Origin of the sequence: Algoriphagus boseongensis (genome assembly GCF_004362805.1) — a bacterium.
GTDB lineage: Bacteria > Bacteroidota > Bacteroidia > Cytophagales > Cyclobacteriaceae > Algoriphagus > Algoriphagus boseongensis.
Genome location: NZ_SNYF01000011.1, coordinates 67,407 through 81,529, shown reverse-complemented (window position 1 = coordinate 81,529; position 14,123 = coordinate 67,407). Strand labels below are relative to the sequence as shown.

Sequence of the window (14,123 nt, the reverse complement as noted above, 5' to 3'; positions counted from 1 at the left end):
CCCCAATTGCAATGAGATCAATTTTCCGAATTCTTCTTTTTTTGGCCTTTCTGGGAATTTCTCCCGTAGGTTTTTCCCAAGAAAAGTCTGTTTTAGTCCAGCTGGATGAAATCGCAGTCATCGATCAAAAAGTAATGATGCCCATGCGAGATGGAACCAGGCTGGCTACAGATATTTATCGCCCAAAAGGAGATGCAAAGTTCCCTGTAGTTTTCTCCCGAACCCCCTACAATTTCAACACTTATGGAAATGGGGAAATGAATGAAAGATCCCTTCAGACTGCCTTATCCTGGGTAAAAAAGGGATATGCTTATGTGGTTCAAAATGAAAGAGGAAGATTTTTCTCAGAGGGAAATTGGGATATTCTAGGCACCCCGCTGACAGATAGTTATGACGCATTTGAGTGGATGTCCAAACAATCTTGGAGCAATGGAAAGATCGGTTTATTAGGTTGCTCCTCCACTGCAGAATGGCAAATGGCTGCCGCCTCTTTAAATCACCCGGCATTGGCAGCTTTGGTGCCTCAAGGCTATGGAGCAGGAGTTGGAAAAATCGGAGAGTTTTATGAGCAGGGTAACTGGTACAGAGGTGGCGCCGGACAGATGCTTTTCACAGCTTGGCTTTATGGAACCCAGCATGATCCAATGGCTCCAAAATTACCTCAAGGAATCGAACAAAAAGACCTCTTGAGATTGCAGAGATTTTATGACATGGCCCCTGAATACCCAAGAGTAGACTGGAAAGAAGGTCTATCTCATCTTCCAGTACAGGACATTATCAAAAATGTAAATGGCCCGATGGGAATCTATGAGGAAATGATAACCCGCAAACCGAATGACCCGAGATGGTTTCAAGGCGGACTTTATCATGACAATATGCCCTTTGATAAGCCAAGCATGTGGTTTGTCTCTTGGTATGATGTTTCCTCATCGCCCAATATCGCTCTCTATAATCACGTAAGACAAAACGCAATCAGCCAAATGGCTCGGGATAATCAGTATTTGATTATTGCCCCGGTACTTCATTGCTCCTACACCAGAGCTACAGAAAATACTGTGATTGGAGAAAGAAGCGTGGGCGATGCAAGATGGAACTATGACGAGGTAATCACCGCTTGGTTTGATTTGTGGCTAAAGGGTAAAGACGAAAGTGGCACCATCTCCAAAATGCCGAAAGTTACCTATTACACTATGGGACTCAATAAATGGCAGAGTTCGGATGTTTGGCCTCCAAAAGCAGCAGTGATGACTCCATTCTTTTTGGATTCAGAGGGAAAAGCCAACACTAGAAACGGGAACGGAAAGCTGATCTCAAAAGCACCAAAATCAGAAGCTAAGGACACCTTCAAATATGATCCGATGAACCCGGTAAACTCATATGGAGGAAATGTCTGCTGTACAGGTAATGCGGTCGTGGGAGGTGCCTTTGACCAAAGTGAAATGGAACTCAGAGACGATATCTTAGTTTACACTTCAGAGCCTTTGGCTGAAGGAGTGGAAGTTTCCGGATTTATTGAAAGCTACCTTTACCTTTCCTCAGATGTCCTGGATACCGATGTGACCATCAAATTGATTGATGTTTACCCTGATGGCAAGGCTTATAATTTGGATGAAACCATACAGCGGGTTCGCTATCGGGAAGGGTATGACAAGGAAGTTTTCATGGAAAATGGAAAAGTCTATGAAATCAAGATGACCCCAATGAGTACCTCCAATTATTTCGAAAAAGGACATCAAATCCGTATCGAAATCACTTCTTCTAACTTCCCTCGATTTGATAGAAATATGAATACAGGTGGAAATAACTATGACGAAACAGTTGGAAAAGTAGCCACTAACTCCATCCATCATGGAGGAAAATTCCAGAGCAGAATTGCCCTTCCAATGATCAAGAAATAGAACTTAAGTAGAAGAAAAATCAAGGCCGACTGTAAAGTTGGCCTTTTTTGTTTGAGGGGTTCTGGAATCCTACAAGGCCTTTTCCCCTTTTTCTGCTATTTTTGCCCCTTCGAAAAAATAACCCCGAGTATGTCTATTGCCAGCAAATACGAACCGGCATCTGCCGAGGCCAAATGGTACGCTTACTGGATGGAGCACAAGCTCTTTTCCTCAAAAATTGACCACAGCAAGGAACCTTACACCATTGTAATTCCTCCGCCAAACGTCACTGGCGTGCTTCACATGGGCCACATGCTGAACAATACTATTCAGGATGTTTTGATCCGTAGAGCCCGAATGCAAGGTAAAAACGCCTGCTGGGTTCCGGGAACAGACCACGCTTCCATTGCTACAGAAACCAAGGTTGTTCAGCTTTTGAAAGAAAGAGGAATTGACAAAAAGGATATTTCCCGAGAGGAATTCCTGAAGCATGCTTGGGAATGGAAGGAGAAATACGGAGGAATTATCCTTGAGCAGCTGAAAAAACTCGGAGCCTCCTGCGACTGGGATCGGACAGCCTTTACCATGGATCCGGGGCTAAGCGATGCGGTGATTTCTGTTTTTGTGGATTTGTACAAAAAAGGAAAAATCTATCGTGGGATCCGAATGGTTAACTGGGATCCAAAGGGTCAAACTGCCCTTTCGGATGACGAAGTGATCATGAAGGAAATTGCTTCGAAGCTTTATTATATCAAGTATAAAATCGAAGGTGCTGAAGATCAGTTTTTGACCATTGCTACTACCCGGCCTGAAACCATCATGGCAGACGTAGCGATCTGTATCAATCCTAATGATCCAAGATTTGCCCATCTCAAAGGGAAAAAAGCCATTATCCCATTGATCAACCGTGCTATTCCAATCATCGAGGATGAGTACGTGGACATGGAGTTTGGTACCGGATGCCTTAAAGTGACTCCTGCCCACGATATCAATGATTATGAGCTGGGGATCAAACATAAGCTTGAAGTAATCGACATTCTAAATGATAACGGAACCCTTAATGAGAAGGCACAAATTCTTGTAGGTGAGGACCGTTTCATAGCCAGAAAGAAAATCGGGAAGCTTCTGGATGAAATTGGCCAATTGGACCGAATCGAAGATTACAAATCTAATGTCGGCCACTCCGAAAGAACGGATGCAGTAATCGAACCTAAGCTTTCCTTGCAGTGGTTTTTGAAAATGGACGAAATCACCAAGCCTGCCTTTACTTCGGTAATGGATGATTTGATCCAGCTTCATCCACCCAAATTCAAAAACATGTATCGAGTTTGGATGGAAAATGTAAGGGATTGGTGTATCTCACGACAGCTTTGGTGGGGACATAGAATCCCGGCATTCTATCTACCAAACGGAGAATTTGTGGTTGCAAAAACGGCCGAGGAAGCCTTAGAAATTGCCAATTCAAAGTTTGGAAAAACTTTCACTCTTGCAGATTTAAAGCAAGACGAAGATGTTTTGGATACTTGGTTCAGCTCTTGGCTATGGCCGATTTCGGTTTTCGATACGGAAGTTTTTAGCACTGGAAAACCTAATGAGGAGCTGAAATACTACTACCCCACCAATGATTTGGTCACTGCTCCGGAAATTTTGTTTTTCTGGGTAGCCAGAATGATCATTGCCGGATACGAATACATGGGCGAAAAGCCATTTAAAAACGTGTATCTGACTGGGATCGTACGAGATAAGCTTGGCAGAAAAATGTCCAAATCTTTGGGTAACTCTCCTGATCCTTTGGACTTGATTGCACAATATGGTGCTGATGGGGTACGGACAGGAATGCTTTTCTCCTCTCCTGCCGGAAATGATTTGCCTTTCGACGAAAAGCTGGTGGAGCAAGGTAGAAACTTCGCCAATAAGATTTGGAATGCATTCCGCTTGGTTAAAGGTTGGGAAATCGATCCAAGTTTAGACGGATCAGCAAATTCAGCAAGTTTGGAATGGTTTGAAAACCGATTTAATCAAGCCCTGAATGAAATCAATGAGCATTTTGAAAAATTCAGAATTTCAGATGCCTTGATGACTACCTATAAATTAGTGTGGGACGACTTCTGCTCCTGGTATTTGGAAATGATCAAACCAGGCTACCAGCAGCCAATTGACCAGGCTACTTATGATAAAACGCTAGAGTTTTTCGAAAATATTCTAAAAATTCTTCATCCATTTATGCCTTTCCTTTCGGAGGAAATCTGGCATCAGATCAAAGAAAGAAGTGTCGAAGAATCCTTGATTTTGGCTTCTTGGCCAAATGAAAAAAGCTTTGAACCAAAAATCATCGAAGATGCCGCTCAGGTTTTTGAGGTAGTTTCCCAAGTAAGAAACTTGAGAGCATCAAAAGGTATGTCACCAAAAGACGCTTTGGATTTGACTATCAATGCAAAGAATAAAGGTCTTTACACCAGCTTCGAGGCAGTTTTGACCAAGTTGGCAAATCTTTCTTCCCTGTCCTTCGCAGAAAAGGTGGAAAACGCCATGAGTTTTGTAGTGAAAGCCGATGAATGCTTTATCCCAATGGGAGATACTATAGATGTGGAGGAAGAAAAGGCCAATATTCAAAAGGAACTAGAATACACTCGAGGCTTCTTGAATTCGGTTATGAAAAAACTCAGCAATGAACGATTCGTAGCTGGGGCACCTGCTCAGGTGGTAGAGATGGAAAAGAAAAAGCAAGCGGACGCTGAAGCAAAAATCAAAGCCTTGGAAGAAAGCTTGGCTAAATTGGGATAATGATGCATAGTCCATGGATGATCTACAATTCATTCAGCTAGCTTAGGGAAAATATCCGGGGTCAAAAGGCTCCGGATTTTTCTTTTTTATTCTGAATCCAAGGCAGATAGCATGGATTTTAGAAAAAGATATTGCCGTGAGTCAATTTTGCTGTACCTTTGTGGCTTAGCGGCACGACCAGCTCCTGCTGAATCCCCCAGGTCCGGAAGGAAGCAAGGGTAGGCGGTTGTAGCGGTGCGATGCCGCTTCTTTTTTTGCCTAAATTTTCCTGATTCCTATTTTTTGAAGATTTCGATTCCTGATTAATCTTCTAACTTTGTCCAATACGGAAAACAATCTCCCGACCCAATCTAGTTTACATAACCAAAACCTATTTCTATGAAATTCTTTATTGACACAGCTAATCTGGCTGAAATCCGTGAGGCCTACGACATGGGCATTTTAGATGGCGTGACCACCAATCCTTCCCTTATGGCAAAAGAAGGGATCAGCGGAGACGCCAATGTGAAAGCACATTACAAGGCCATTTGCAATATCGTAGACGACAAAGTCAGTGCGGAAGTGATTGCAACGGATTACGAAGGCATGATTAGAGAAGGGAAAGAATTGGCGAAGATTGACGACAAAATCGTGGTAAAAATCCCGATGATTAAAGAGGGAATTAAAGCCATCAAATATTTTCATAGCGAGGGTATCCGTACCAATTGTACTCTGGTATTTTCTTCAGGTCAGGCCCTTTTGGCTGCAAAAGCAGGAGCATCATACGTTTCTCCTTTCATTGGGCGTTTGGATGATATCTCCTACGACGGTTTAGAACTAATCGCCCAGATCGTTCACATCTATAACAATTACGGCTACGAAACTGAGGTTTTGGCTGCTTCTATCAGACACACCATGCACTTGATTAAGTGTGCTGAGCTTGGAGCCGATGTGGTTACTTGTCCTTTGAAAGTAATCACCGGATTATTGAAGCATCCATTGACAGATTCTGGCTTGGCTCAGTTTTTGGCTGACCACGCCAAAGCCGCTGGAAAATAAACACCAAGGGCTGCTTTACTCCAAAAGCAGCCCATTTATTGACCCTTATGTACATTATCAAGGTAAAAGGCAAGGCCAAAATCCCGGATTATATCCAAATCAGAGACGAGAATTTTGTCTTGGTGGCTTATTTTAGAGCAGATCGCCCGATGAAAAACGTCGAAAAATTTGGACTGGAAGGAAAAGAAGATCAGTTGGAAGAATTGATCAAAAATCTTCCGTTTGGAAAACTTCAAAAATTAGAACTTTAACTATGGATTTTAGTACCCAACCTGTGTTGCAAATGACACAGGCCACCATTTTTCAGGGAGAATCTCCGGTGTTGTCCGAGGTCAATTTTTCAGTGGAGCAACATGAATTTGTATTCCTGATTGGAAGAACTGGAAGCGGGAAAAGCTCCTTATTAAAAACTCTTTATGCAGATCTTCCTCTTCAGGCTGGACATGCTGAGGTCGTAGGATTCAACCTTTCCAAAATCAAAAATTCAGAAATCCCTTTTCTGAGAAGAAAAATCGGTATCATTTTTCAGGACTTCCAACTCTTCTATGATCGGAATGTCAGTGAAAACTTAGCCTTTGTTCTGAAGGCAACTGGATGGACAGATAAGGTAAAAATCAAAGAAAGAATCAGCGAAGTATTGATTCAGGTGGGATTGATTGATTCACTTATGAAAATGCCTCATCAACTTTCAGGTGGAGAGCAGCAAAGAATCGTGATTGCCCGTGCCTTGCTCAACGAACCATCGATCCTTCTAGCGGACGAACCAACAGGGAATTTGGATCCAAACGTGGCCGACGAGATTTTCAAACTTTTTCAGGATATCAATAAGAAGGGAACAGCAATCTTGATGGCTACACACAATCATGACCTGCTTCGTAAATTCCCATATCGTGTGCTGAAATGTGAAAAAGGCAAGCTTCTGGATAGTCAGATGCACGACGTTTCATTCGGAACTTCCTCTTAATTCCAAAAAAATCGGAAATTGGGAAACATGCTCCTTTTGAGAGCGTTATACAAATTATTCAACCAATACCTTATGAAAGTTAATTTCCTATTTAGAGTTCTGCTGTTTGGGTTGCTGGGTTTGGGCATTTTCTCTTGTAAAGATGAGGAGGAAATTGAGCCTATAATTGAAGAAAAGGTAAATCCAAATATTGCGATCAACAAGTGGATCAAAGACGTAATGGACGAAGTATACCTCTGGCTTGACGAAATGAAAACTCCGATTGCCAATACTTCAGATCCGGAGGATTATTTCGAATCCTTGCTCAATAGACCTACAGACCGCTTTTCGGTTATTTATCCAGATTACCAAGAGCTGATTAATTCCCTAAACGGTATTGAATTGGAGGCTGGTTACGAGTTTACCCTTTATAGAGAAAGCTCAAGTAACAACAATGTAATTGCTGAAATTTCTTACATCAAAAAAGGAAGCCCAGCCGCAGCTGCAGGTTTGTTGAGAGGTGATATTATCACCAAAATCAACGGTACCCAAATGACTTTGGAAAATTACCGGGTCGTATTAGGCACTTTGGATAAGCCACACACTTTGAGTTTTATTCGTTTTTCTGAATCTGCTGGTGGATTTTCTTCTCAACCTGATGTTTCCCTTACTCCAGTTCAACTTTCAGAGAACCCAAATTTCTTAGATTCGATATACACCATTAATGGTGAGAAAATTGGTTACGTCGTTTACCACTTCTTCTCTCCTGGGCCTGGTTCGGGTAGCACGGCTTATGATGACCAAATGGATGCTGTGTTCTTAAAATTTAAAAACGCAGGAATCAAGCATTTAGTGGTCGATTTCAGATACAATGGAGGAGGTTTTGTTTCTTCAGCTGTAAATCTTGCAAGCTTAATTGGACCTGGAGTGGATAACACCAAGGTATTCTCTAAGACCAAGTACAATTCCTATTTGATGCAGTTTGACCAACTCAAAAATGTGCAGACTACTTTCAAAAACAAGACTCAAAACCTTGGAAATACATTAAAGGGAAATCGAGTTTACATTTTGACTTCTACCAGGACTGCTTCTGCCTCTGAATTGATTATCAATGGTTTGAGACCTTATATGGAAGTGTTCCTGATCGGGGATAAAACTACCGGGAAGAACGTAGGATCCATTCCATTTGAAGACGAGGAAAATAAGGAGAACAAATATGGAATTCTTCCAATAGTAACCAGAAGCTTCAATAGCTTAGATCAGTCCGATTATATCAATGGCTTTGGTCCGAATATCGAGGCAAAAGAATCATCCGAAAGACTCAAGCCACTAGGAGATGTGAATGAATTGCTTCTTCGAAAAGCCATTGAGCAAATCACCGGAGTTCCTTCAGGGGCACGCGTTCAAAAACTGGACAGAATCGATGTAGGAAGTACTCTGGAGCGAAAAACTCGCTTTGGAAACTTGATCGAAAATGATCCTATTGCCAAAGAAAAACTTACCGAATTGTACCAGATAAAACTAGAAGACAATTGATTTAAAAGGTAATAATCACCAAGAAAAGGCCACTCATCAAAGTGGCCTTTTCTTTTTTAAAAGCATTTTTTTCTTGGATTTTAATTTGATTTTTTGATACTTATTCAATTAACGTTTCAAATACCATCAAACTTACCATTAAAAACAAATGAAAAACTTTAGCAAACCATCAAAAATTCGGTCCCTGGCCATTGCTTCTTGTATTGGGGCAATGATCTTTTCCTGCCAGCCGGAAGAGGAATTCAGACTGGACAATTCTGAAGCTTTGGAATTCGTCAAATACCAAAATGGGGATTTAATTCCTGGCCAATACATCGTAGTGATGAAGCCAACAGGATTAAATTCTAGAAAGGATTTGAGCTATCAGGGAGTACAGGAAGCGATGCGGAAATCAAGCACTGCATTGTTGGCGAAGTATAGAATTTCTGAAGAAAATCTAGGTCCAGTGTACGGATCGACCGTTGAAGGATTTGCGATTAAATTGACAGAAGAACAAGCTCTTGTTTTAGCCAATGATCCCTCTGTAGATTATATCGAACAGGATAGAATCGTTGCTTTAGCTCCCCCTCCAGGAAAAGGTCCAGGCGGTGGTGGAGGTGGTGGTTCTACTGGCCAACAAACTCCTTGGGGGATTACTAGAGTAAATGGTGTTTCCTCTTACACAGGAAGTGGAGTGGCTTATATCATTGACTCTGGGATTGACAGTTCTCATCCTGATTTGAAGGTGGATGCTTCAAAAGGATTTAATGCATTTACTTCTGGGAAAGATTCTGATCTTGGAGCGGATGGAAATGGTCATGGAACTCATGTCTCTGGAACTGTTGCAGCCATCAACAATACAATTGGTGTAATTGGTGTGGCACCAGGGGCGACTGTGGTTCCTGTTAAAGTATTAAACTCAAGAGGTTCTGGATCCTATTCAGGAGTTATCGCTGGTGTTGACTATGTAGGAGCAAATGGAAAAAATGGAGATGTTGCAAATATGAGTTTAGGCGGAGGATTTTCTCAAGCCGTAAATGATGCAGTCATTGCTGCGGCTTCGAAAGGAGTCAAGTTTGCCCTTGCTGCTGGAAATGAAAGTACAGATGCATCTACCAAATCCCCTGCCAGTGCCAATGGACCAAATATTTATACAGTATCGGCAATGGATAAAAATGATAATTGGGCATCTTTCTCCAATTTTGGAAACCCTCCAGTTGACTATGCTGCACCTGGTGTCGGAATTTTGTCCTCTGTTCCGGGAGGTGGATATGAATCATGGGCAGGTACTTCTATGGCTTCTCCTCATGTAGCAGGAATTCTTCTTTTGGGAAATATTAGATCCGATGGGACAGTTAATAATGATCCTGATGGAAATCCTGATTCTATAGCAGTACATTAAACAAAATTTTATTAAAAAAGGGGCGTTGGATAATTCCATCGCCTCTTTTCTTTGGTCACCAAATCGTTATTTATTTGAAAAATCTTTTTTCGTTTGGATTCTGAGATTAACTTGAAATCATGGAGGAGATAGCAACCTTTTGTATTCTGTTTTTGGTCTATTTTTTAGGAATTCTTGCCATCGTGCAGCTTTCTATTAGACCCGTAAGAAAGTTGGTGACTGGGAATTCAGGAAATGGAAAACACTGGCAGACCAACTACCTACGAATCATTCTTCTAAGCTTTAGCCTTTCCTTAGTTACCACCACCATAGCCTTCCTTCTATTTCCCTGATCAATCTTTATAGGGAATAGTATTTTTATGAGTCTTTTCGGGAACTGCATTTACCCGAAGTTCAATAAACTCGTTGATTCCATTTTTCCCTTTAACCAATTCAAAAGCATCATATAGCTCCCCTATTGCTGTGTAGGACTCATATTTCATTCGATCTCCCTCTACAGTAATCACCTGAAAAAGCTGGGTATTTTCTGCAATTCGATCTCTCTGCCCTCCTTTTGCCGTCCAATCATCACCAATATCATACATCTTTCCTCCGCTGACACTGACCACATAGACAGTTCCAGTTTGATCTTTCAGATTGACTCCTTCCATCACGTTTTCTCCAGGAGAAACCCTTCCCCTTGCATAGGCATGGTCATGACCCTGTAAGGCTATATCAACACGATATTTATCAAAAATCGGCTTCCATAGTTCCCTTAATTCGACATTATCCCTTCCATTAGAAGCAGAAAAAAGTGGGTGATGGTAGGTAAGCACGGTCCATTTTTTTGGGTTGGTTTTCAGTACTTCCTCCAGCCAAACTGCCTGAATTACCTGATCTCGATTGGAATCCAAAGAAATCACCCGGACATCTTGGTAATCCATGTAATACACGGTCTCTTCCAAACCCTTTGGCCCATTGAGCGGAAGGGTAAACTGAGGTCTCCATTGAACAGAAAGGCTTCTTTGTTTTTGATTGACTTCCTCCTGATTCTTTGCTCGATATTCATGATTTCCCGGAGTAGGAAAAGATGGAATCATGCTATGAATAAAACCTCCTGCAGTAAACCATTCATGCCATTCTTGCTCTCGATGTGCACTATTGATCAAATCTCCTGCATGAATAAAAAACTTGGCATCCGGTGCAGTTCGAAAACCTTCCCTAATCAGTCTAGACCAAAGTTCCAGCACATAATTTTGCGCATCTCCGACATAGAGAAAGGAAAACTTTTCTCCGGATTTTTCTGAGGCAGTTCGGAACTGGAACCATTCACTCCATCGCTCCCCATCCCCAACACGATAAGCATAAATCGTATCGGGCAAAAGGTTTTGAAATTCAACCGAATGATAATGCGCCAAAACCTCGGCATCCTGAATTTCTCTGGCATCCAAAACCTCTGTTTTCGCTTTTAGCGTTTCCCCATTTTTCCAAAACTTTGGTGCTGCAGAAGCTATGGCTATCTCAGCAAAAGCTTGAGTGATCGAGGCATCCGTCCTCCAGGTGACATTAACTTCTCTCCCCGGATTCTGTCCAAAGTTTAAGACAATCCGGTCTGGATACTCTGATGGCTTAGACCATTCAGTATGGAATTTGGGCTCTTTATAGACTCTTTTCTCCTGGGAAAAAGAAAAGGTCGAGATCAACATCAGTAAAAAAAGAAAGGAAGCAGAGCGTGATATTTTGCGAATCATAGGAGTGGAAAAGATAGAAGATCATTTGGGTTAGCTCTTCAAGCTACAAAAAAAACAAGGTATTTAAAGGCATAGCTACATACCAAAAACAATAAAAAAAGCCGACTTAAAGCCGGCTTTCGATAAAGATATCCAAACTAGAATTAATTCGATTTGGCTAGGTTTTCTTTAGCCCCAGCGAAATTTGGATCAATCTGCAGGGCTTCTGTAAAGGCTACTTTTGCTTCTGCTTTGGAGTTTTGATCCAAATAAATCAATCCTTTTAGGTTTAATGCAGCAGCTTTCATGTCTACTTCCTGAGTCTCTGTTTCAGAAATTGGGAAACCAATTTTTTCGTCAGCCTTGGCATTTTTCACCAGCATGTTTACTGAATTGATCGCCTCTTCGTATCGCTTTAGGGCGTATTGAAGATAAGCTGATTTATAAAGACTGTAATTATCTCCAGTTAAAAGGTAGAGACTTTCGTACTGAGGCAAGGCTCTGTCCAATGCTCCCAATTGCTCCAAGGAATAAGCGGCAATTTCTAAGGCTCCGACATTTTTGTCATTTACCTGGAGAATATCCATTGCAACCAAAGCCGCAGAGGCTACCTGACCTGATTCAAAATACAGACTGCTTAGCGCTTCCATGTATCTCATATTTTCAGGATTTCTGGCAATAAGATCATACAATTTGGTTTTGGCCATAGCCCGGTCATTGTATCTCAAGGCCATCTGATAGTTGAACTGGTCAATAGCATTCAGGGCATTTTTGGTCTTTGGATCCAATTTTGGAATGGAATCAGTTGCCGTTTGGGCAGAAAGATAGCTGGCGCTGAAAGCCAGGAGCAGCATGAGAAATACGCGCTTCATACGAACGATAGTTTATTACTTTAATTTGATTTTACAGGATTTAATCCCTTTTGAGAGGCAATTTCAAACATCAGTTTTCGAGCCTCCTGGGGATTGTTAGAGATTTTGCCCTCCAATATAGCTTCTTTGATTTCTTCTTTTATATCTCCGATGATTTTAGAAGGAGGAATTCCAAAAGTTTCCATGATTTCTTCCCCACTTACTGGTGGCTGAAAGTTTCTTACTTGGTCTTTTTCTTCAACTTCCTTCAGCTTTTTCTCGACTTTGTCGAAGTTCTCCAAGTAGCGCTGGACTTTTTTATTGTTTTTAGAAGTGATATCGGCCCGACAAAGGGTCATCAAATCATCAATCTCATCTCCTGCATCGAAAAGCAATCTTCGAAGTGCCGAATCAGTCACCTCATCCTTTACCAAGGCAATGGGTCGTAAATGAAGTCGGACAAGATTTTGGACGTATTTCATACGGTCATCCATGGGCAACTTCAACCTTCTGAAAATTGCAGGAGTCATTCTAGCCCCTTTATCCTCATGACCATGAAAGGTCCAACCAGCTTTTGGATTAAATCTTTTAGTCGCTGGCTTGGCAATATCGTGCATAATAGCTGCCCAGCGTAGCCAAAGATTGTTGGAAGCCTGACAGACATTATCCAACACCTGTAGGGTATGGTAGAAATTATCCTTATGGGATTTGTCGTCCACCGAGTCTACCCCCTGAAGCTCTACCATTTCTGGAAAAAACTCATGAAGCAGTTTGGATGCAAAAAGCAATTTGAAGCCGTAGGAAGGTTTTGGCGTAGCAATAATTTTATTCACCTCATCGATTATCCTCTCGGCAGAGATGATCTTAAGCCTATAAGCATTTTCGGACAAGGCAAAAAAGGTATCCGCATCAATATCAAAATTCAATTGAGCTGCGAATCGTACAGCCCTTAACATTCTCAGAGGATCATCTGAGAAAGTGATATTGGGTTCTAAAGGAGTTCGGATGATTTTCCTTTTGATATCTCCCATTCCATCAAATGGATCAATCAATTCCCCATAATCTTCCTTATTGAGAGAGATTGCCATGGCATTGATGGTGAAATCACGCCTTTCCAGATCTTCTTCCAGCGTACCATCTTCCACAATTGGCTTTCGGGATTCTTGTCGGTAGGATTCTTTTCTAGCTCCCACAAACTCCAATTCCCAATCGTCCAATTTGAGCATGGCTGTTCCAAAATTCTTAAAAATGGATAACGGAACATGCTGGTCAAAACCCTTTGCTACTTCCTGAGCTAGAAGAATTCCGCTTCCCACACAGGTAAAATCAATATCCTTGCTGGGTCTTCCCAAAACCAAATCACGGACATACCCTCCTACCACATAGGTTTTTAGCCCAAGCTTTTGAGCAGCATGGGCGACTTTATCAAATACCTCAAATTGTGCTAGCTGAGTTTTGAAATTCATCCCTTTATGATTTTTACATCTCCCTCAGGACCTAGAAACATCTCTTTGGTGCCTGCCATAAGAAGGGGATAAAATACATTTGTCTTGAAATCAATTTCTTTCCAATCCCCTTCTTTTGCCAAAATAGGCTGGGAAATCTGGAAAAGCAGCTTATTCCAATTGGGCTCCCGGATCAAAGCGAATTTTAAATTTCCATTCGTCATTGGAGCTTTAGATATAATCTTGTTTGCCGGACTATGGTAAATGGTGGGTTTGGAGGCGAACTCCACAATATCTAAAGAAACCTCTGAGAAAGGCTCGCAAATTGATCTGATTTGAAAAATATCAGAAAGGAGATAAACCCAATCTTGCCCCATTTCCTCTGTCCAAAGCTCGGGCTTTAGAAATTTAATTTTCTTAGAATTTCCTTCCTGAATGACAACAGACCCCTTGTCTCTGAATGATTTTACAATACTTGAATGATCCAAAACACTAAATTTTGGCACAAAAATAAGCAGAATATCCTGCCCCGCCTTTCCTTTGGAAGAATCAATAAAAA

The 14,123-nt window shown here is 41.5% G+C and carries 12 protein-coding genes and 1 other RNA gene; 9 read left to right on the top strand and 4 right to left on the bottom strand.

Annotation, left to right across the window (positions count from 1 at the left end; all coding sequences use genetic code 11):
- The first annotated feature begins 11 nt into the window (after positions 1-11).
- From DFQ04_RS17780 to DFQ04_RS17740, 9 genes are all read left to right on the top strand, one after another.
- On the top strand, positions 12-1,898 hold the full coding sequence (locus DFQ04_RS17780) for a CocE/NonD family hydrolase (RefSeq protein ID WP_133558388.1): 1,887 nt from the start codon (positions 12-14) through the stop codon (positions 1,896-1,898).
- A 129-nt stretch (positions 1,899-2,027) separates the two neighbouring features.
- A complete protein-coding gene (locus tag DFQ04_RS17775; protein WP_133558386.1) occupies positions 2,028-4,661 on the top strand; it encodes a valine--tRNA ligase in 2,634 nt (877 codons plus the stop codon).
- 165 nt (positions 4,662-4,826) lie between these two features.
- Positions 4,827-4,913, top strand: an RNA gene (gene ffs, locus DFQ04_RS17770) — signal recognition particle sRNA small type.
- A gap of 126 nt (positions 4,914-5,039) precedes the next feature.
- Complete coding sequence (gene fsa, locus DFQ04_RS17765) at positions 5,040-5,699, top strand: fructose-6-phosphate aldolase (protein ID WP_133558384.1); 660 nt, start codon at positions 5,040-5,042, stop codon at positions 5,697-5,699.
- Between the two features lie 47 nt (positions 5,700-5,746).
- Positions 5,747-5,950 carry a fructose-6-phosphate aldolase gene (locus tag DFQ04_RS17760; protein ID WP_133558382.1) on the top strand — a complete coding sequence of 68 codons (204 nt, stop codon included), beginning with the start codon at positions 5,747-5,749 and terminating at the stop codon, positions 5,948-5,950.
- A gap of 2 nt (positions 5,951-5,952) precedes the next feature.
- Complete coding sequence (locus DFQ04_RS17755; protein WP_133558380.1) at positions 5,953-6,663, top strand: cell division ATP-binding protein FtsE; 711 nt, start codon at positions 5,953-5,955, stop codon at positions 6,661-6,663.
- Between the two features lie 72 nt (positions 6,664-6,735).
- Entirely contained in the window at positions 6,736-8,178 is a 1,443-nt protein-coding gene (locus DFQ04_RS17750; RefSeq protein WP_133558378.1) for a S41 family peptidase, read from the top strand.
- A 148-nt stretch (positions 8,179-8,326) separates the two neighbouring features.
- Positions 8,327-9,559 carry a S8 family peptidase gene (locus tag DFQ04_RS17745; RefSeq protein WP_208110550.1) on the top strand — a complete coding sequence of 411 codons (1,233 nt, stop codon included), beginning with the start codon at positions 8,327-8,329 and terminating at the stop codon, positions 9,557-9,559.
- Between the two features lie 119 nt (positions 9,560-9,678).
- The gene (locus DFQ04_RS17740; protein ID WP_133558376.1) at positions 9,679-9,891 is read left to right on the top strand and encodes a hypothetical protein; all 213 of its coding nucleotides are present in this window, start codon (positions 9,679-9,681) and stop codon (positions 9,889-9,891) included.
- Here DFQ04_RS17740 and DFQ04_RS17735 read toward each other — a convergent pair whose 3' ends face one another.
- The 4 genes from DFQ04_RS17735 to DFQ04_RS17720 form a co-directional block, all read right to left on the bottom strand.
- Entirely contained in the window at positions 9,892-11,289 is a 1,398-nt protein-coding gene (locus DFQ04_RS17735; RefSeq protein ID WP_133558374.1) for a purple acid phosphatase family protein, read from the bottom strand.
- Between the two features lie 143 nt (positions 11,290-11,432).
- Positions 11,433-12,140: a tetratricopeptide repeat protein gene (locus tag DFQ04_RS17730; RefSeq protein ID WP_133558373.1), complete on the bottom strand. Its 708-nt coding sequence runs from the start codon at positions 12,138-12,140 to the stop codon at positions 11,433-11,435.
- A gap of 20 nt (positions 12,141-12,160) precedes the next feature.
- Positions 12,161-13,585, bottom strand: a complete 1,425-nt coding sequence (locus DFQ04_RS17725; RefSeq protein ID WP_133558371.1) for a CCA tRNA nucleotidyltransferase — start codon at positions 13,583-13,585, stop codon at positions 12,161-12,163.
- On the bottom strand, positions 13,582-14,052 hold the full coding sequence (locus tag DFQ04_RS17720; protein WP_133558369.1) for a hypothetical protein: 471 nt from the start codon (positions 14,050-14,052) through the stop codon (positions 13,582-13,584). The genes DFQ04_RS17725 and DFQ04_RS17720 overlap by 4 nt, the downstream gene beginning before the upstream one ends.
- Positions 14,053-14,123: the final 71 nt, after the last annotated feature.

Bases quoted from the DNA above. Each gene is read 5' to 3' on its own strand.
- DFQ04_RS17780 (WP_133558388.1), top strand. From the start codon at position 12: ATGAGATCAATTTTCCGAATTCTTCTTTTTTTGGCCTTTCTGGGAATT.
- DFQ04_RS17775 (WP_133558386.1), top strand. From the start codon at position 2,028: ATGTCTATTGCCAGCAAATACGAACCGGCATCTGCCGAGGCCAAATGG.
- fsa (WP_133558384.1), top strand. From the start codon at position 5,040: ATGAAATTCTTTATTGACACAGCTAATCTGGCTGAAATCCGTGAGGCC.
- DFQ04_RS17760 (WP_133558382.1), top strand. From the start codon at position 5,747: ATGTACATTATCAAGGTAAAAGGCAAGGCCAAAATCCCGGATTATATC.
- DFQ04_RS17755 (WP_133558380.1), top strand. From the start codon at position 5,953: ATGGATTTTAGTACCCAACCTGTGTTGCAAATGACACAGGCCACCATT.
- DFQ04_RS17750 (WP_133558378.1), top strand. From the start codon at position 6,736: ATGAAAGTTAATTTCCTATTTAGAGTTCTGCTGTTTGGGTTGCTGGGT.
- DFQ04_RS17745 (WP_208110550.1), top strand. From the start codon at position 8,327: ATGAAAAACTTTAGCAAACCATCAAAAATTCGGTCCCTGGCCATTGCT.
- DFQ04_RS17740 (WP_133558376.1), top strand. From the start codon at position 9,679: ATGGAGGAGATAGCAACCTTTTGTATTCTGTTTTTGGTCTATTTTTTA.
- DFQ04_RS17735 (WP_133558374.1), bottom strand. From the start codon at position 11,289: ATGATTCGCAAAATATCACGCTCTGCTTCCTTTCTTTTTTTACTGATG.
- DFQ04_RS17730 (WP_133558373.1), bottom strand. From the start codon at position 12,140: ATGAAGCGCGTATTTCTCATGCTGCTCCTGGCTTTCAGCGCCAGCTAT.
- DFQ04_RS17725 (WP_133558371.1), bottom strand. From the start codon at position 13,585: ATGAATTTCAAAACTCAGCTAGCACAATTTGAGGTATTTGATAAAGTC.